This window comes from Mesorhizobium sp. M0410 (genome assembly GCF_040321435.1).
GTDB lineage: Bacteria > Pseudomonadota > Alphaproteobacteria > Rhizobiales > Rhizobiaceae > Mesorhizobium.
Genome location: NZ_JAMYRN010000006.1, coordinates 302898 through 320450 on the forward strand (window position 1 = coordinate 302898; position 17553 = coordinate 320450).

16 protein-coding genes and 1 riboswitch are annotated in these 17553 nt (G+C 66.8%); of the genes, 15 read left to right on the forward strand and 1 reads right to left on the reverse strand.

The window, feature by feature from the left end:
- Positions 1–272: 272 nt before the first annotated feature.
- From NKI63_RS11350 to NKI63_RS11385, 8 genes are all read left to right on the forward strand, one after another.
- A complete protein-coding gene (locus NKI63_RS11350) occupies positions 273–1472 on the forward strand; it encodes a winged helix-turn-helix domain-containing protein (protein WP_352821506.1) in 1200 nt (399 codons plus the stop codon).
- A 29-nt stretch (positions 1473–1501) separates the two neighbouring features.
- Positions 1502–1705, forward strand: a riboswitch (cobalamin riboswitch).
- Positions 1706–1743: 38 nt separating this feature from the next.
- Positions 1744–2178 (forward strand): DUF1636 family protein, encoded by a 435-nt coding sequence (locus tag NKI63_RS11355; RefSeq protein WP_352821509.1) that lies wholly within the window; start codon positions 1744–1746, stop codon positions 2176–2178.
- A complete protein-coding gene (gene cobW / locus NKI63_RS11360; protein ID WP_352738735.1) occupies positions 2175–3215 on the forward strand; it encodes a cobalamin biosynthesis protein CobW in 1041 nt (346 codons plus the stop codon). The genes NKI63_RS11355 and cobW overlap by 4 nt, the downstream gene beginning before the upstream one ends.
- A gap of 18 nt (positions 3216–3233) precedes the next feature.
- Positions 3234–6758, forward strand: a complete 3525-nt coding sequence (cobN, locus tag NKI63_RS11365) for a cobaltochelatase subunit CobN (RefSeq protein WP_352821512.1) — start codon at positions 3234–3236, stop codon at positions 6756–6758.
- Complete coding sequence (cobG, locus tag NKI63_RS11370; protein ID WP_352821515.1) at positions 6755–8245, forward strand: precorrin-3B synthase; 1491 nt, start codon at positions 6755–6757, stop codon at positions 8243–8245. The genes cobN and cobG overlap by 4 nt, the downstream gene beginning before the upstream one ends.
- Positions 8242–8889: a precorrin-8X methylmutase gene (locus NKI63_RS11375; protein WP_502896042.1), complete on the forward strand. Its 648-nt coding sequence runs from the start codon at positions 8242–8244 to the stop codon at positions 8887–8889. Before cobG ends, NKI63_RS11375 begins: the two co-directional genes overlap by 4 nt.
- Positions 8886–9644, forward strand: coding sequence for a precorrin-2 C(20)-methyltransferase (locus NKI63_RS11380; protein ID WP_352505692.1), 759 nt, complete (start codon positions 8886–8888; stop codon positions 9642–9644). The genes NKI63_RS11375 and NKI63_RS11380 overlap by 4 nt, the downstream gene beginning before the upstream one ends.
- Positions 9641–10405 carry a precorrin-3B C(17)-methyltransferase gene (locus NKI63_RS11385; RefSeq protein WP_352505691.1) on the forward strand — a complete coding sequence of 255 codons (765 nt, stop codon included), beginning with the start codon at positions 9641–9643 and terminating at the stop codon, positions 10403–10405. The genes NKI63_RS11380 and NKI63_RS11385 overlap by 4 nt, the downstream gene beginning before the upstream one ends.
- Here NKI63_RS11385 and NKI63_RS11390 read toward each other — a convergent pair.
- Positions 10369–11151, reverse strand: a complete 783-nt coding sequence (locus tag NKI63_RS11390; protein ID WP_352505690.1) for a cobalt-precorrin-6A reductase — start codon at positions 11149–11151, stop codon at positions 10369–10371. The genes NKI63_RS11385 and NKI63_RS11390 overlap by 37 nt on opposite strands.
- 1 nt (position 11152) lies before the next feature.
- Here NKI63_RS11390 and cbiE point away from each other — a divergent pair, with 1 nt between their 5' ends.
- From cbiE to cobT, 7 genes are read left to right on the forward strand one after another with little or no spacing between them, the layout of a single operon-like run.
- The gene (cbiE, locus tag NKI63_RS11395) at positions 11153–12394 is read left to right on the forward strand and encodes a precorrin-6y C5,15-methyltransferase (decarboxylating) subunit CbiE (RefSeq protein ID WP_352505689.1); all 1242 of its coding nucleotides are present in this window, start codon (positions 11153–11155) and stop codon (positions 12392–12394) included.
- A complete protein-coding gene (locus tag NKI63_RS11400) occupies positions 12391–12771 on the forward strand; it encodes a cobalamin biosynthesis protein (protein WP_352505688.1) in 381 nt (126 codons plus the stop codon). Before cbiE ends, NKI63_RS11400 begins: the two co-directional genes overlap by 4 nt.
- A complete protein-coding gene (gene cobM, locus NKI63_RS11405) occupies positions 12768–13532 on the forward strand; it encodes a precorrin-4 C(11)-methyltransferase (protein WP_352751370.1) in 765 nt (254 codons plus the stop codon). The genes NKI63_RS11400 and cobM overlap by 4 nt, the downstream gene beginning before the upstream one ends.
- Positions 13529–14335, forward strand: a complete 807-nt coding sequence (gene cobA, locus NKI63_RS11410; RefSeq protein WP_352477538.1) for a uroporphyrinogen-III C-methyltransferase — start codon at positions 13529–13531, stop codon at positions 14333–14335. The genes cobM and cobA overlap by 4 nt, the downstream gene beginning before the upstream one ends.
- Positions 14332–15645, forward strand: a complete 1314-nt coding sequence (locus NKI63_RS11415; protein ID WP_352751371.1) for a cobyrinic acid a,c-diamide synthase CobB — start codon at positions 14332–14334, stop codon at positions 15643–15645. The genes cobA and NKI63_RS11415 overlap by 4 nt, the downstream gene beginning before the upstream one ends.
- A complete protein-coding gene (gene cobS, locus NKI63_RS11420; protein WP_352751373.1) occupies positions 15642–16403 on the forward strand; it encodes an adenosylcobinamide-GDP ribazoletransferase in 762 nt (253 codons plus the stop codon). The genes NKI63_RS11415 and cobS overlap by 4 nt, the downstream gene beginning before the upstream one ends.
- 24 nt (positions 16404–16427) lie before the next feature.
- The gene (gene cobT, locus NKI63_RS11425; protein WP_352821521.1) at positions 16428–17438 is read left to right on the forward strand and encodes a nicotinate-nucleotide--dimethylbenzimidazole phosphoribosyltransferase; all 1011 of its coding nucleotides are present in this window, start codon (positions 16428–16430) and stop codon (positions 17436–17438) included.
- Positions 17439–17553: the final 115 nt, after the last annotated feature.

Sequence of the window (17553 nt, forward strand, 5' to 3'; positions counted from 1 at the left end):
TGACAGTTTAACCACTGAACCGTTTTAAGGGGGCTCTATGCTGCAACGCGGCGAGGGTTAGCGCAGCGCTTTCGGCGAAGCAAGTCAAACCTTGTTCAAATCGCGGTACTGGGCGGCATATCCGGGAAAACTGGTCAGATCCGCTCCTGTTTGATTTCTTTCACTTTTCACTCCACTTTTCTCTCCTGACATGGATGACGCCAAAACCCTGCTAGCATGGCGCGGAATCACAGATTCTCTGCTCTGTCCGGCATCATCAGGATACCGCCTTGATGAAGGAAAAAATCTCACTTCGCATGGCCCGCCGCATCGCGCTGGCGGCACAGGGATTCAATGACCCCCGCCCCGCCGGTACGCCCGACCGCCGGCATCTGGCCCGCGTGCTTGCCCGTACCGGCCTGCTGCAGATCGATTCCGTCAGCGCCGTGGTGCGCGCCCACTACATGCCGCTCTATTCGCGGCTTGGCCCCTACAAGCTGGCGCTGCTCGACGACGCCGCCATAACGCGCAAGCGCATGGTCTTTGAATATTGGGCGCACGAAGCCTCCTTCCTGCCGGTCGAGACCTATCCGCTGATGCGCTGGCGCATGCAGCGGGCCGAGCGCGGCGAGGAAATGTACAGCGGACTGGCCAAATGGGGCCGCGAGCACGCCGCCTATATCGAAGACATCTATCGCGAGGTCGCCGAACGAGGCCCGATCGCGGCGTCGGCTTTCGAAGGCCAGAAGGGTTCGGGCGGCTGGTGGGGCTGGAGCCATGCCAAGCACGCCTTCGAATGGCTGTTCTGGGCCGGCCGCATCACCACCGCGCATCGCCGCGGCTTCGAACGGTTCTACGATCTGCCGGAGCGCGTACTGCCGCCCGCGATACTCGCTCTACCGGTTCCCTGCCCCGAGGACGCCCACCGCGAATTGCTGCGCATCTCCGCCCGCGCCCATGGCGTCGCCACGGCAGGCGACCTGCGCGACTATTTCCGCCTCTCGCCCGCCGATATTAAGGGCCGCATCGAGGAGCTGGTCGAGGCTGGCGAGCTGTTGCCGGTGAGCGTCGACGGCTGGAGCAAAACAGCCTATCTCCACAAGAACGTCCGTTTGCCGCGCAGGATCGAGGCGCGCGCCTTGCTTGCGCCGTTCGATCCCGTGGTCTTCGAGCGGTCGCGCACCGAGCGATTGTTCGACTTCCACTACCGCATCGAGATCTACACGCCGGCCGAAAAGCGCCGGTATGGCTATTATGTGCTGCCGTTCCTGCTCGGCGACAGCATCGTCGGGCGCGTCGACCTCAGGGCCGACCGTCCGGCCGGCGTATTGCGCGTCCATGCCGCCTATGCGGAGCCCGGCGCCCCGCCACAAACCGCTGCCGAACTCTTCGAGGAATTGAAGCAGATGCAGGGCTGGCTCGGGCTTGAGCGCATCGAGGTGACGGCTGCCGGCGACCTTGGCCGGCCGCTCGCAGATATCGCCGCGTCATAGACGTGCGTTGACACGACTGCCTCCACAAGCCTAAATCCGTTCCAGACGGTCCCCTGCCCGCAACGGCAGGGGCCAAGAGGGAATGCGGTGCGAAATCTCGATTTCAAATCCGCGGCTGTCCCCGCAACTGTAAGCGACGAGCCAAGGCCGAAAACCACTGGGATATTCCCGGGAAGGCGGCACCAAGGCGATGACCCGCGAGCCAGGAGACCTGCCGTCTAGGACATAAGAATCCGATCGCCTGGCGGGTTTTCCGGGCAAGGAGCCTGATTTGGAACGCGACAGCAGTTTTTCGGCTGAGACAGCGGATTTATTGTCCGGCCCTGACGATTCCCTGGCCGGCGTTACCGTCATCGTCTGCTCTTCCTGCCGTGACGAGACCGGTTCGGACGCTCATCCCCGCGCCGGCGAACTGCTCGCCGAGGACACGCGCCGCGCCGCTTCCGGCGAAAACATCAAAATCCGCACCGTCGAATGCCTCGGCAATTGCAAGCGCCGGCTCAGCGCCGCCATGCTGCGCGGCGGCTGCTGGAGTTACGTCTTCGGCGACCTGACCGCGACCAGCGGCGCCGATCTCGTGACCGGCGCAAAGCTGTTCGCCACCTCGACGGATGGGCTCATTCCGTGGCGCGGCCGTCCCGATTGTCTGAAGCGCGGTCTGGTTGCCCGCATCCCTCCCCTCGACCTTTTGAAGGACTTGATATGACCGCTGCCTCCCTTTCGCGCGTCCCCTGCACCGTCGTTACCGGCTTTCTCGGCGCCGGCAAGACGACATTGATCCGCCATTTGCTCGAAAACGCCAAAGGCAAGCGGCTGGCCATCATCGTCAACGAGTTCGGCGACATCGGCATCGACGGCGAGATCCTGAAGGGCTGCGGCATCGACACCTGCCCCGAGGAAAACATTGTCGAGCTGGCCAATGGCTGCATCTGCTGCACCGTCGCCGACGATTTCGTCCCGGCGCTCGACCAGATCCTGTCGCTGATGCCGAGGGTCGACCATATCCTGATCGAGACGTCCGGGCTGGCCCTGCCCAAGCCGCTGGTCCAGGCCTTCCAGTGGCCGTCGGTCAAGAGCCGGGTGACCGTCGATGGCGTTATCGCCGTCGTCGACGGACCGGCGCTGGCTGATGGCCGCGTCGCCAACGACATGGACGCCCTGCAGGCGCAGCGCACGCAGGACGAGACGCTCGAACACGACGATCCGGTCGAGGAAGTATTCGAGGACCAGCTCGCTTGCGCCGACCTGATCATCCTGTCGAAGAGCGACCTGATGGACGCAGCCGGCTCGGCCCGTGCCAATGCCGTCATCGGCAAGCATGTTGCGCGGGCGGTGAAGATCGTGCCGACTTCGCAAGGCAAGGTCGATCCGTCGGTGCTGCTCGGCCTCGGCCTCGCCGTCGAGGACGACATCGAGAACCGCAAGACCCATCACGACGACGAGCTCGACCACGAACATGACGATTTTGACTCGTTCGTCATCGACATCGCGTCCGTGTCCAACCCGGACGAGCTCGCACAACGCGTCGCCACGGCGGCGGCGGAGGAAAACGTGTTGCGCGTCAAGGGCTTCGTCGAGGTTGGCGGCAAGCCGATGCGGCTCCTGCTGCAGGCCGTCGGCCCGCGCGTCAACCATTATTACGACCGCGCCTGGACGGCTGAAGACGATCGCCGCTCGCGCCTTGTCGTCATCGGCCTGAAAGGGCTGAACCGCCCGGCGATAGAGCGTATCCTCGCCGGCTGACCCCAGGTACGAGCCGCGATGCACATCCTCACCACCACATCCGCCTCGCTCGACGATCTCGCCGAGCCTGTCGATCTCAGGCAAACGCCTGCGGATGTCGTGGCCCTGTCCTTCACCGACAGCGACCTGGCCGGGCTGGCGGCGGCGTGGAAGGCGGATGCGGACCGCCTGCCCTCGATGCGGCTCGCCGCCTTGCGCGACCTGCGCCATCCGATGTCCGTCGACCTCTGGACCGAGAGCGTCGCCCGCCACGCCAAGGTCATTCTGGTCCGCATTCTCGGCGGCTACGAGTGGTGGCGCTATGGCTGCGACCAGCTCGCCGTTATCGCGCGAAATCGCGGTATCAAGCTGGCGCTCCTACCGGGCGAGAGCCACGACGAGGATTTGCGACTGATCGAAGGCTCGACGCTGCCGCGCGAGGAGTTGGACGCCCTGCTGGGCTATTTTCGCGAGGGCGGGCCGGCAAATATGACGGCGCTGGTGCAGAGGCTGGCAAGTCTCGCTGGATCGGGTGCGGCGGTAGCCGAACCTGTTAGCGTGCCAAAGGCGGGATTTTACGAGCCGGGGCTGGGGGTCGTCCCCCTCCCCCTCGAGGGGAGGGTCCGGCCGCAGGCCGGGGGTGGGGTCCTCTCCGAAGCGCGCCTACACAAAACGTCCCGCACTGCCGTGACGACCCCACCCGGCCCTGCGGGCCACCCTCCCCTTGAGGGGGAGGGGGACGTCGTGCCAATTCTCTTCTACCGTTCGATGCTGCTCGCGGCCGATGTCGCGCCCATCGACGCGCTTTTCGAAGCCCTGCGCCACCGCGGCATGGCTCCCGTGCCTATGTTCGTCTCCAGCCTCAAGGACCCGGCGTCGCTCGCCTTTGTCGAAACCGCGCTCGCAACCCTGAAGCCTGCCGCCATCATCACTGCGACGGCTTTCGCCTCGGGTGCCGAGCCCGGTGTCGAAACCCTGTTCGACCGCGCCGGCGTGCCGGTGCTCCAGGTCATCGTCGCAACCACCCGCCGCGACATCTGGCAAACCAATCAGCGTGGCCTGACGCCCGCCGACCTTGCCATGCATGTCGTCCTGCCCGAGCTCGACGGCCGCATCCTGGCCGGCGCCATTTCATTCAAGGGCGAAAGCGAAACCGACCCGGCGCTGGCCTTCCGCGCCTTCGCCAACCGGCCTGAGCCCGACCGCGTGGCGCAAGTGGCGAACCGTGTCGAGGCCTTCGTGCGCCTGCAGCGGACGCCGCGTGCGGAGCGCAAGCTCGCCATCCTGATCCCCGACTATCCGAGCGCCCCCGGTCGCACCGGCTACGCGGTTGGTCTCGACGTGCCGTCCAGCGTGCTGGCAATGCTGCACGACCTGAGCGAACAGGGCTACGCCGTTGAAAGGATTCCGCAAACGCCGCGCGAGTTGCTGGAGACGCTGGAGCGTGGAGGTGAAGGGTTGGGGTTTGAGGACTATCTCGGGTACTCGGCGGAATTGCCTGCTGAAGCGATAGCTGCCGTGACGGCCGCATGGGGGAATGCGGCAGATGAGACAAGTTTGTGCGAGGCACCTCCCTCTGTCCTGCCGGAGACGTCCGGCAGGACAGAGGGGGGTGTCCAAGCGCCTGCCGCCGCAAAATTCGCCTTCCGCGCGGCCACCTTCGGCAACGTCACCGTAGCCCTCGCCCCCGATCGCGGGCGCTCCATGAACCGCCGTGCCGACTACCACGACCCGACGCTGCCGCCGCGCCATGCGCTGGTCGCCTTTGGCCTCTGGCTGCGCAAGTCGCTCGGCACCCATGCAATTGTCCATGTCGGCGCCCACGGCACGCTGGAGTGGCTGCCCGGCAAGACCGTGGCGCTCAGCGAAAACTGCTTTCCCGAGATAGTCACCGGTCCCCTGCCCGTCATCTATCCCTTCATCGTCTCCAACCCGGGAGAGGCAGCGCAGGCCAAGCGGCGCATTGCCGCCGTCACGCTCGGCCATCTGCCGCCGCCGCTGACCGGCGCCGGGCTGGACGAAAACCAGCACAGGCTTGAACGACTGGTTGACGAATATGCCCAGGCCGACGGGCTCGACCGCCGCCGCCGCGACCGCCTGGCGAAGCTGATCGTCGAGACGGCGGAAAAGACCGGCCTCGCCTCAGAGGCAGGCGTCGCCAGGACCGACGCAGCCGACGAGGCTTTGCGCCGCATCGACGCCTGGCTCTGCGATCTCAAGGATTTCGCCATCAAGGACGGCCTGCACATTTACGGCCGCTCGCCGGAAGGCGAGGCTGATCCGGTACGGCGGCAAAGTGCGGCAGCTGAAAAAACCGCGCTGCTTGCCGCCCTCGACGGCCGCCACGTCGCTGCCGGTCCGGCCGGTGCGCCGGCGCGTGGCCGGAGCGATGTTCTGCCGACCGGCCGCAATCTGTTCACCGCCGACCCACGCACCATGCCGACGCCGACCGCCTATGATCTGGGCAAGATGGCAGCGGAAGAAGTGGTCCGCAGCTACATGCAATCGCATGGCGACTGGCCGCGCTCGCTGGTCATCGACCTGTGGGGCTCGGCCTCGCTGCGCACCGGCGGTGAGGAGATCGCGCAAGGCCTGGCGCTGATGGGCTGCCGGCCGCAATGGGATTCCGCCACCGGCCGCATCACCGGCATAGATGTGCTGCCGCCGGCAACACTCGGCCGTCCGCGCATCGATGTCACCTGGCGCATATCGGGCCTGTTCCGCGACATGTTCCCGACCCAGATCGCGCTGATCGACGCCGCGGCCAACGCGGTGGCGACCCGCGACGAGGATGATTCGGAAAACCCGCTCGCCGCTAGGACCCGCATCGACGGCAAGATCAGCCCGCGCATTTTCGGCACCTCGCCGGGCACTTACGGCGCGGGCGTCGAGGACTTGTTGTCGAGCGGCGACTGGGCCGCGCGCGAAGAGATCGGCCGCACCTATCTCGCCGCCACCTCGCACGCCTATGGCGGCTCCGAGGGCAAAGGCATTTCGGCGCCCGGCGCGTTCGAGGATCGCCTCGCCGAGGCCGACCTTCTGGTTCATAGCGGCGACGACCCCGGCCGCGACATCCTCGAAGGCTCGGCCGACGTCGCCTTCATCGGCGGCTTTTCGGCAGCACTTGCCGCGCTCGGCAAAAACGCCGACGTGATCGTGCTCGACACCACGGACCCGCAAAGACCGAAGCCGCGCTCGATCAGTGAGGCCGTGTCGCGCGTCGTGCGGGCGCGCGCCGTCAATCCGCGCTTCATCGCCGGCCAGCTGCGACACGGACCGCGCGGCGCCTCGGAATTCGCCGAGACGGTCGACCGGCTTGTCGGCTTTGCTGAGACTACCCATGCCATATCGGGCACGCTGATCGAGGCGGTGCACGACGCCTATCTTGGCGACCCCGTGGTGCGCGCCTTCATCCTGCGCGAGAACCCGGCGGCGGCGAAGGTGATTGCCGAGCGTTTGCTGTCGGCACGGCGGCGCGGGCTCTGGCATCCGCTGCGCAATTCGATCGATGACGATCTCGCCGCACTGATTGCCGAAGTGCAAGCTCTGGGAGTGGCGGCATGAACGCTTTCTCGCGCCGTGGCGCCTGCCCCGCCTTGTCCGCGCCGATGCAGACCGGCGACGGGCTGCTGGTGCGGCTCAATCCGGTCGCTGGAGGACTGTTGCCGAAATCGTTGATCGGACTCTGCGAATCTGCCTTGCGCCATGGCAACGGTATCATGGAAGTGACCGCCCGCGGCAGCCTGCAGATCCGCGGCCTGACGCCGGCAAGCGCGCGGCTGCTGGCAATGGAGGTCGACGCGCTCGGCATCGCCGTGCGCACAGGCGTGCCGGTCGAGACTGGCCCGCTAGCGGGCATCGATCCGCAGGAGATCGCCGATCCGCGACCGCTGACAGAGCGGATCAGGGTGGCGATTGAAGAGGCTGGTCTAACGGCAAGGCTCGGTCCGAAGGTTTCGGTCGTTGTCGATGGCGGCGGGCAACTGACGATGGATGCGGTAGTGGCCGATATACGACTGGCTGCGATCAGAACCGACGCGGGCGTCCGCTGGCGGATAGCTGTTGCTGGCGACGGGCAGAATGTCAGGCCTCTCGCCATGATCGAGAAAGATGCTGCCCGTGATATCGCCGTCGCGATTCTCAGGATGGTCGCCGAAAAAGGCCGCGAAGCTCATGCAAGGGATTTGACGGAACGGCAGCGTAGATCACTCGCAAGCTGGCATTCCTTCGCGCCCCCCTCTGTCCTGCCGGACATCTCCCCCTCTAGGGGGGAGATCGGCAGTTCCGCCGACGGCCGTCCTTCTGCTGCCTCGGTATTCGGCGCGACTTCGGCGATTAGCGAAGGCGGAGACCAAGGTGCAATCTCCCCCCTAGAGGGGGAGATGTCCGGCAGGACAGAGGGGGGCGCCGTAGAGCGCCATCGCCCGCCCATTGGTATCTTCAACCTGAGTAACGGCCACGCTCTCGGCATCGGCCTGCCCTACGGCAGCATGCCCGCAGATAAACTCATCGGCCTCGCGCAGAGTGCCCTCACTCTTGGCACAGTCGAAATCCGCCTGGCCCCGAGGCGGGGCCTGCTTCTCCTCGGTCAGCCGGCAGCCGCCAACCAGCGCCTTCAAGACACCGCCGCAGCCCTCGGCTTCGTCACCGACGCAGCCGATCCGCGCACCAGGATCGCCGCCTGCCCCGGCGCACCCGCCTGCGCCTCCGGCCGGATCGCCACCCGCGACATCGCCGAGATCATCGCCGTGGAAAACCGCGATATCCTCGATTCCTCCTTAACGCTGCACATCTCCGGCTGCGCCAAGGGCTGCGCCCATCCCGGTCCGGCGGCGCTGACCCTGGTCGGTGGCGAAAACGGAGCCGGACTTGTCGTGGACGGGACGGCAAAGGCATTGTCCGCCGGATACAGGCCGGGCTACGACGCCGCGCGCAGCATCGGCCGCATTGCAGCGGCGATCCGCAGCGCACGACATTCCGGCGAAACCGCTGCCGCCTGCCTGGCAAGGCTCGGCGCGGCCGGCATCACCGAAATCTACCGACAGGAATGAGCATGCCCGCCCAGAACGCCTACGACTACATCCATGACGGCACGGCGATCTACGAGCGCTCCTTCGCCATTATCCGCGCCGAGGCCGACCTGTCGCGCTTTTCCGAAGCCGAGGCCGAAATCGCTATCCGCATGATCCACGCCTGCGGCCAGGTCGAGGCAGCGCGACATTTCGTTTTCTCGAGCGATTTCGTCGCCGCTGCGCGCACGGCGCTGGGCGCCGGCGCGCCGATCTTCTGCGACGCGCAGATGGTCTCGCACGGCGTCACGCGCGCCCGGCTCCCGGCCGGCAACGAGGTGATCTGTACGCTGCGCGATCCGCGGACGGCCGACATCGCGAAAAAGATCGGCAACACCCGCTCGGCCGCCGCGATCGATCTGTGGGGCGAGCGCATGGCCGGTTCGGTCGTCGCCATCGGCAATGCGCCGACAGCCCTTTTCTATCTGCTGGAAAAGCTGCGCGACGGCGCGCCGAAGCCGGCGGCGATTATCGGCATGCCGGTCGGGTTTGTCGGTGCCGCCGAATCGAAGGATGCGCTGGCCGAAAATTCCTATGGCGTGCCTTACGCCGTCGTGCGCGGCCGGCTGGGCGGCAGCGCCATGACCGCCGCCGCCCTCAATGCATTGGCGAGGCCGGGCCTATGAACGTGATCGCAAAAGGTCGACTGGTCGGCGTCGGCACCGGTCCCGGCGACCCCGACCTGCTGACGCTGAAGGCGGTGCGTGCGCTGGCCGAGGCCGATGTCGTTGCGCATTTCGCCAAGCGCGGCAACAACAGCAATGCGCGCGCCATCGTCGGCGCGCATTTTCGCCCCGATTTGATTGAACTGCCGCTGCTCTATCCGGTGACGACCGAGATCGACAAGGATCACAGCGATTACCGCTCGCAGATCACCGATTTCTATGAGCAATCGGCCGAAAAGGTCGCCGCGCACCTCAGCGCCGGCAGGATGGTCGCGGTGCTTTCGGAAGGCGATCCGCTTTTCTACGGCTCCTACATGCATCTTCATGTCCGGCTGGCGCACCGTTTTCCGACCGAAGTCATCCCGGGCGTCACCGCCATGTCCGGCTGCTGGTCGGCGACCGGCCTGCCGATCGTCCAGGGCGACGACGTGCTGACGGTGCTGCCGGGCACGATGAGCGAATTCGAGCTGACGCGTCGCCTCGCCGATACCGACGCTGCGGTGATCATGAAGGTCGGCCGCAACCTGCCCAAGATCAGGCGCGCGCTGGAGGCAACCGACAAGCTGGCGCGGGCCATCTATGTCGAGCGCGGCACCATGCCGGGCGGCGTCTCGATGCGGCTGGCCGACAAAAAGGACGACCAGGCGCCCTATTTCGCCATCGTGCTGGTGGCCGGCTGGTCGGGCCGGCCTAGCGCATTGAGAGCCGAAGCATGAGCGGCCGCCTCACCGTCATCGGCCTCGGGCCCGGCAACGCCGACCAGGTGACGCCGGAGGCAAGCCGCGCCGTTGCCGAGGCAAAATTCTTCTATGGTTACAAGCCTTATCTCGACCGGCTCGATCTGCGCCCCGACCAGACCCGCGTCGCTTCCGATAATCGCGAGGAACTCGCACGCGCCAGGGACGCGCTGCTGAAGGCTGCGGAAGGCCACGATGTCGCCGTCGTGTCGGGCGGCGATCCCGGCGTCTTCGCCATGGCGGCGGCCGTCTGCGAGGCGATCGAGGCGGGCCCACCCGAATGGCGCACGGTCGATATCGCTATCGTGCCCGGCATCACCGCCATGCTCGCTGTCGCCGCCCGCATCGGCGCGCCGCTCGGCCATGATTTCTGCGCCATCTCGTTGTCCGACAATCTGAAGCCGTGGGATTTGATCGAGCTGCGCCTACTTGCCGCGGCGGGCGCCGGCTTCGTGATCGCGCTCTACAATCCGATCAGCAAGGCACGCCCCTGGCAGCTTGGCCGCGCCTTCGAGTGCCTGACGGCGATCCTGCCCGGCACCACGCCGGTGATCTTCGGCCGTGCCGCCGGCCGTCCCGACGAGCGCATCGAGGTTTTTCTGCTGGCCGACGCCGATGCCGCGAAGGCCGACATGGCGACCTGCATCATCATCGGCTCGCCGGAAACCAGGATCATCAAGCGGCGTGACAAGGCCGCGCTGGTCTACACGCCGCGTTCGGCAGCTGGCCTAAGAACATGACCGACCAGAAAATGATCGACCATAGCGGCAAGCGATTCGATGGTTTCGGCCGACGTAACGTCCGGCAACGCCGGCCTGCGGATCATGACCACCTCGACGCCGAGGGCCCGCGCCGCCGCGATCTTGCCGTAGGTCGCCTCGCCGCCGCTGTTTTTGGAAACGACGACATCGATGCGGTGCTCTTGAAGCAGCGCGCGCTCATCGACCTCATGAAACGGCCCGCGCGCCAAGAGATAGGCCGCGTCGGGCACAGCGAGCCTGGGCTCGACCGGGTCGACACTGCGAATGAGATAATGATGCCGGGGAGCTGCCTCGAAGGCAGCGACCTCCTGCCGCCCGAGCGCCAGGAACACACGGCGCGGCACCGATCCCAAAGCCGTCACCGCGCTGGCAACGGTGTCGACCAACATCCAGCGATCACCTTCGACCGCCTCCCATTCGGGACGCCTGAGCGCAACGATAGGCACGCCGGTCATGCCCGCAGCGTCCGCAGCATTGGCGGAGATTTGCGCCGCATAGGGATGCGTGGCGTCAATCAGCAGGTCGATCTTGTTCTGGTGGAGATAAAACGCCAGCCCGCCGGCACCGCCGAAGCCGCCGACCCGCACCGGCACCCCCTGCGCGGCCGGGTTTTCGGTGCGACCGGCCAGCGACAGCATGACCGAAATATCCGCGCGCGCGGCAAGCTTGCCGGCCAGTTGCCGTGCTTCGGTGGTTCCGCCGAGGATCAGAATGCGGTGGGTCATCATGCCTGCTGAAGCTCCGCGCGGCGCCAAGCTCACCTCAAAGTGGCTCACGATCGTCGGCATCGGCGAGGACGGTGTAGCGGGTCTCGGCGACGAGGCCAAGCGGTTGATCGCTGAGGCCGAGTTCGTCTTCGGCGGCAAGCGCCACCTCGCCCTTGTCGCATCACTGGTCAAAGGTGAAGCGCGCGCCTGGCCGACGCCTTTCGATGCCGAGATGCGCGACGTGCTGGCGCTCTCCGGCAGACGCGTCTGCGTGCTGGCCTCCGGCGATCCCTTCTACCACGGTGTCGGCGTCATCCTCGCCCGCAAGGTCGCGGCAGAGGATATGCGGGTGATCCCCGCGCCCTCGGCCTTTTCGCTGGCCGCCTCACGCCTGGGCTGGGCGCTGCAGGACGTCGAGACCGTCTCGCTGCATGGCCGCTCGCTCGACCTGATCCGGCCGTTGCTGCATGATTGCACCCGCATTCTCGCGCTGACTTCGGACCGCGATGCACCGGAAGCGATTGCCCGTCTCCTGACCGAGCTCGGCTTCGGCGCGTCGCGGCTGACGGTGCTGGAGGCGCTGGGTGGGCCGAACGAAAGGCTGCGCTCGGCGAGCGCCGGCACCTTCGACCTCGCAAAGATCAATCCGCTCAACGTGCTCGCGATCGAAGTTGAATCGACTCCGCAAGCACCCATCCTGCCGCTGACAGCGGGACGTGCCGATCTTTTGTTCGAGCATGACGGCCAGATCACCAAGCGTGAAGTGCGCGCCGTCACCCTGTCCGCTCTCGCGCCAAGGCGCGGCGAACTGCTGTGGGACATCGGCGCCGGATCGGGCTCCATCGGCATCGAATGGATGCTGGCCCATCCTTCCATGCGTGCCATCGCCGTTGAGGCCGATCCGTCCCGCGCCGCCCGCATCCGACGCAACGCCGCGGCCTGCGGCGTTCCCGGTCTCGCCGTCGTTGAAGATTCGGCACCGCAAGCTCTTGCCGGGCTGGAAACGCCGGCAGCGATCTTCATCGGCGGCGGCGGCAGCGATGCCGGCGTGCTGGAAACAGCCATCGATGCCTTACCTGCCGGCGGCCGCCTAGTCGCCAACGCAGTGACCTTGGAGATGGAGGTACTGCTGCTTTCCCGTCACGCTGCGCTCGGAGGCGAGCTTACCCGGATCGCTATATCCCGTGCTTCGCCGGTTGGTTCGATGCAGGCCTGGCGGCCGGCTATGCCGGTCACGCAATGGAGTTGGGCCAAGCCATGATGGTCGCGGGCATCGGCAGCCGCAAAGGTGTCAGCGCACGCGACGTGCTTGCTGCGGTAGAAACCGCGCTGGAGGCGCACGGGCTTGCCCTGCCCGCGCTTTCAGCCCTCGCGACCGCGTCTCTCAAGCAGGATGAAGCGGCAATCTTCGCCGCCGGACGTGAACTCCGCCTCCCGGTGATCGTTGTCGAGCAGGACGAACTCAAAGCTGCATCTACGACCAGCCACTCCGACCTATCACAGGAGCATGCCAGCACGCCGTCTGTTTCCGAAGCCTCGGCGCTTGCCGCCGCCGGCAAAGGCGCAAAGCTGCTCGGACCGCGCACGGTGCTCGGTGCTGTCACCTGCGCCATCGCCATCAGCGGAGATGCGGCATGACCGTTCACTTCATCGGTGCCGGCCCGGGTGCTGCCGATCTCATCACCTTGCGCGGCAGCCGCCTGCTCGGCAGTTGTCCCGTCTGCCTCTATGCCGGATCGATCGTGGCGCCGGAGCTGTTGCAGCACTGCGCGCCCGGAACGAGGTTGATCGACACCGCGCCGATGTCACTCGACGAGATCGAGGCCGAATATGTGGCCGCCCACGCGGCCGGCCATGATGTCGCCCGCCTGCATTCCGGTGATTTGTCTGTCTGGAGCGCAGTTGCCGAGCAGATCCGCCGGCTGGAGAAGCATGGTATCCCTTATACGCTGACGCCGGGCGTGCCGTCCTTCGCCGCTGCGGCGGCAGCGCTGCGCCGCGAGCTGACCATTCCAGAAGTCGCGCAAAGCCTGGTGCTGACCCGCATCTCCGGCCGCGCCTCGAAAATGCCGCCCGGCGAAACGCTGGCCGGCTTCGGCCGCACCGGCGCCACGCTGGCCATCCACCTTGCCATCCACGCCATCGACCGCGTCGTCGCCGAGCTGACGCCGCATTACGGCGCCGACTGCCCGGTCGCGGTCGTCTTCCGTGCCTCCTGGCCGGACGAGCGCGTGCTGACCGCCACGCTGGCCACCATCGAGGCGCAATTGGCCGCCGATCCGATGGAGCGCACGGCAATCATCTTCGTCGGCCGCTCGCTGGCGGCGGAAGGCTTTGGCGAAAGTTCACTGTATGACGCGCACTACCAGCGGCGCTTTCGCGGACGGGGCGGGTTGTGAGCGGCAGCAATAGAAACACTACGGTCGAGCAGGCGCTCACCCGGCTGGACTTCAAGCCGCGCCAGCTGGAGCCCGGTCATGTCTGGCTGGCCGGTGCCGGCCCTGGCGATCCCGGCTGCCTGACGCTGGAAGTGCTGGCCGCCCTCGGACAGTGCGACGCGCTGGTTTATGACGCGCTGGTCTCGCCCGCGGTCGTCGCCGTCGCCGAGGGCGCGGAACTGTTCTATGCCGGCAAGCGCGGTGGCAAACCATCGATGAAGCAGGACGACATTACCGCTCTGCTGGTTCGGCTGGCGCGCGCGGGCCGGCGCGTCGTCAGGCTGAAGGGCGGCGACCCCTATATTTTCGGGCGTGGCGGCGAAGAGGCGCTTGCGCTGGCCGGGAAAACCATCCCGTTCCGCATCCTGCCTGGCCTGACGTCCGGCCTCAGCGCGCTGGCCGCCACCGGCATTCCCGGCACCATGCGCGGCATCAACAAGGCGCTGATCCTGGCGACCGGTCACGCCGCCGGCACCGATGACGACCTCGACTGGGCGGCCATCGCCCGTACCGGCCAGCCGGTGGTCATCTATATGGGCATGGCCAATCTGCCACTGATCGCCGCCTCGCTGCTCGAGGGCGGGCTGGCGCCTTCGACGCCCACCGCGGTGATTGTCGCTGCGACGACACCGCAGGAACGGATCGTCGTCGCCACGCTCGCCACCATTGCGGAAGAGGCAGCAGCCGCCGGTCTGACCTCGCCGGCGCTGATCGTCGTCGGCGGTATTGTCGCTATGCGTGCGGCACTGGCGGGCGAGCCATGACCCGCGCCATCATCATCGGCGCGCCGCGCTCGGGCTCGGGCAAGACCAGCGTCACCATCGGCATTCTGCGCGCGCTCGCCCGGCGCGGCCTGAAGGTGCGCGGCGCCAAGTCCGGCCCGGACTATATCGATCCCGGCTTCCACACCGCCGCCACAGGCTTGTCCGGCATCAACCTCGACAGCTGGGCAATGCCGCCCGCCCTGCTTAACGCACTGGCCGGCGAAGCGACCGAAGATGCCGATTTTATCTTCCTCGAAAGCGCCATGGGCCTGTTCGATGGAATTCCGGCTGCTCCGGGCCGCACCGGCTCGGCCGCCGACCTTGCCCGACTTTATGGCCTGCCGGTGCTGCTGGTGCTCGACGTTTCCGGCCAGTCGACCACGGCGGCGGCCGTTGCCAAGGGCTTTGCTACTTATGACCCCGATGTGCGCATGGCCGGTGTCGTGCTCAACCGATTGGGCAGTGAACGCCACCGCCGACTGTGCGGCGATGCCATCGAAGCGCTCGGCTTGCCTGTCGTCGGCGCTATCCTGCGCGATCCCTCGCTCAACCTGCCCGAACGTCATCTCGGCCTCGTTCAGGCCGGCGAATATGAGAATCTGATGGCGCATCTCGACCGGCTGGCCGATATGGTCGAGCACTCGCTCGACCTCGACGCCATCATGGCTCTGGCGGCGCCATTCACGCCCGCGCCGGGCAATTTCGGCGACGCGCTGCCGCCCCCCGGCCAGCGCATTGCACTCGCCGAGGACGCCGCCTTTACCTTCCTCTATCCGCACGTTGCCGCGCATTGGCGCAAGGCCGGCGCCGAGATCGTCCCATTCTCGCCGCTCGCCGATGAAGCGCCCGGCGACAATTGCGATGTCTGCTGGCTGCCCGGCGGCTATCCCGAGCTCCACGCCGGCCGCCTCGCCGCCGCTGCGAATTTCAGGGCGGGCATGGCGAGGTTCGCCGCCACGCGGCCGGTGCATGGCGAGTGCGGCGGCTTCATGGTGCTCGGCGCGGCGCTCGAGGATGCATCGGGCGAGACGCATCGGATGCTTGGCCTGCTCGGCCATTCGACCAGCTTCGCCAAGCGCAAGATGAATCTCGGCTACCGCGAGGCGCGGCTGCGGTCCGGCTGTCCGCTCGGCAGCCAAGGCACGCTGATCCGCGGCCATGAATTCCACTACGCGCAGATGGTTGCGACCGGCAATGACGGGCCGCTGGCCGATCTCGCCGACGGGCAAGGCAACCCGCTCGGCGCCTCCGGCTACCGGCGCGGCAATGTCAGCGGCACGTTCTTCCATGCCATTGCGAGGGCCGGATGAAGGCCTCGCAACAGCAAATTCTCGATGATATCGCGCTTTGCCTCGTCTTCTTTACCCGGCTGCCGCTGCCGCGAGCCGACTTCCGTGGCCGCAGCCTTGCCGCTGCGATCTGGGCTGCACCGGTCGCCGGTCTCGCCGTCGCTATGGCCGGTGCGCTGGCCTACGCCGTCGGCACGAGACTGGGCCTAGCCGGAGGTCCTGCTGCAGCGTTCGCCCTTGCCGCGATCTTGCTTGTCACCGGCTGCCTGCATGAGGACGCGCTGTCGGATGTTGCTGATGGTTTTGGCGGCGGCAAGACCCGCGACAGGAAATTGGAGATCATGCGTGACAGCCGCATCGGTGCCTACGGCGCCTGCGCGCTCGGCATCTCGCTGCTGATCCGCTGGAGCGCGCTCTCAGAACTCGCCGGCCCGGCTCATGTCTTCTGGGCCCTCATTGCCGCGCATGCCGCCTCGCGCGGCCTGCTCGGCGCCTTCATGCACCTGCTGCAGCCGGCCCGCAGCGACGGCCTTTCGGCCGAAGCGGGCACCGTCGCGGCTAAAACAGCTGGCATCGGTGCCGTACTCGGTGCGGTCGCACTGCTGACGCTTGGGTTCGGCGCTGCCGTTTTCGCGATCATCCTGCTCGGTCTGTTATTCGCCGCCTTCCGCGCGCTTTGCCTCAATCAGATCGGCGGCCAGACCGGCGACACCGTCGGCGCCCTTCAGCAGCTGGGCGAGATCGCAATCCTGCTCGTCGCTTCCATTTCCCTTTCCTGACTCTGTTTCGGAGATTTTGCCCCCATGCCTTTCAAATCGCTCGATGAACTGCGCGCCGCCTGCCTCGGCCTGCCCATTGGCAGCGACGCCGCGGCCAATACCGTCGCCCGCCGCCAGGACACGCTGACCAAGCCGCAAGGCAGCCTTGGCCGCCTCGAGACAATAGTCGCCTGGCTGGCGCGCTGGCAGGGCCGCGACATGCCAAAGCTCGACCGTGTCAAGGTCTTCGTCTTCGCCGGCAATCACGGCGTCACCGCGCAAGGCGTGTCGGCCTTCCCGTCGGAGGTCACCGTGCAGATGGTGGCGAATTTCGCCGGCGGCGGCGCCGCCATCAACCAGCTTGCCCGCATCGCCGGCGCGGAGCTAGACGTCATCCCGCTTGATCTGGATCATCCGACCGGCGATATCACGCAAGAGGTGTCGATGGACGACGAGGCCTTCCTCGCCGCTGTCTCGGCCGGCTACGACGCGGTCAGCAAGGACCTCGACCTCGTCTGCTTCGGCGAAATGGGCATCGGCAACACCACGCCGGCGGCGGCCATCTCAACCGCGCTGTTCGGCGGCGGCGCCGAACGATGGACTGGGCGCGGCACCGGCGTCGACGATGCCGGCCTCGTGCGCAAGATCGTCGCCATCGAGGCCGGCCTGAAGCGCCACGCCCCGGCGCTGGCCGATCCGCTGAAGGTAGCGGCAGCCCTCGGCGGCCGCGAGCTCGCGGCGATCCTTGGTGCGACGCTGGCTGCGCGTCATCTCGGCGTGCCGGTATTGCTCGACGGCTTCGTCTGCACCGCCGCAGCGGCACCCTTGGCAGCGCTGCACCCTGCTGGCCTCGCCCACACGCTGGCAGCCCATGTCTCGGCCGAATCCGGCCACCGTCGTCTATTGGAGGCGCTCGGCCTGCCGCCCTTGCTCGACCTCGGTATGAGGCTCGGCGAAGGCTCCGGCGCCTGCCTCGCAGTCAACATCGTCCGCTCGGCACTCGAATGCCATGCCAGGATGGCAAGTTTTGCGGAGGCTGGTGTTTCGGAGAAGTGATCCAGTTCAACATCGGCCTATGAGCTTGATCCGCAAGAGGTTGCGGCTGGCATTCTGGGACCGCAGCATGGATCCTGGTTCGCAGATCACAGTGACCCGCTAGATTGCCATGAAG

Excerpts from the sequence above, each read along its gene's own strand:
- NKI63_RS11400 (WP_352505688.1), top strand. The coding sequence starts at position 12,391 with ATGATGGTCGCGGGCATCGGCAGCCGCAAAGGTGTCAGCGCACGCGAC.
- cobW (WP_352738735.1), top strand. The coding sequence starts at position 2,175 with ATGACCGCTGCCTCCCTTTCGCGCGTCCCCTGCACCGTCGTTACCGGC.
- NKI63_RS11375 (WP_502896042.1), top strand. The coding sequence starts at position 8,242 with ATGAGCATGCCCGCCCAGAACGCCTACGACTACATCCATGACGGCACG.
- cobS (WP_352751373.1), top strand. The coding sequence starts at position 15,642 with ATGAAGGCCTCGCAACAGCAAATTCTCGATGATATCGCGCTTTGCCTC.
- NKI63_RS11380 (WP_352505692.1), top strand. The coding sequence starts at position 8,886 with ATGAACGTGATCGCAAAAGGTCGACTGGTCGGCGTCGGCACCGGTCCC.
- cobN (WP_352821512.1), top strand. The coding sequence starts at position 3,234 with ATGCACATCCTCACCACCACATCCGCCTCGCTCGACGATCTCGCCGAG.
- NKI63_RS11390 (WP_352505690.1), bottom strand. The coding sequence starts at position 11,151 with ATGACCCACCGCATTCTGATCCTCGGCGGAACCACCGAAGCACGGCAA.
- cobT (WP_352821521.1), top strand. The coding sequence starts at position 16,428 with ATGCCTTTCAAATCGCTCGATGAACTGCGCGCCGCCTGCCTCGGCCTG.
- NKI63_RS11385 (WP_352505691.1), top strand. The coding sequence starts at position 9,641 with ATGAGCGGCCGCCTCACCGTCATCGGCCTCGGGCCCGGCAACGCCGAC.
- NKI63_RS11415 (WP_352751371.1), top strand. The coding sequence starts at position 14,332 with ATGACCCGCGCCATCATCATCGGCGCGCCGCGCTCGGGCTCGGGCAAG.
- NKI63_RS11350 (WP_352821506.1), top strand. The coding sequence starts at position 273 with ATGAAGGAAAAAATCTCACTTCGCATGGCCCGCCGCATCGCGCTGGCG.
- cbiE (WP_352505689.1), top strand. The coding sequence starts at position 11,153 with ATGCCTGCTGAAGCTCCGCGCGGCGCCAAGCTCACCTCAAAGTGGCTC.
- cobG (WP_352821515.1), top strand. The coding sequence starts at position 6,755 with ATGAACGCTTTCTCGCGCCGTGGCGCCTGCCCCGCCTTGTCCGCGCCG.
- cobM (WP_352751370.1), top strand. The coding sequence starts at position 12,768 with ATGACCGTTCACTTCATCGGTGCCGGCCCGGGTGCTGCCGATCTCATC.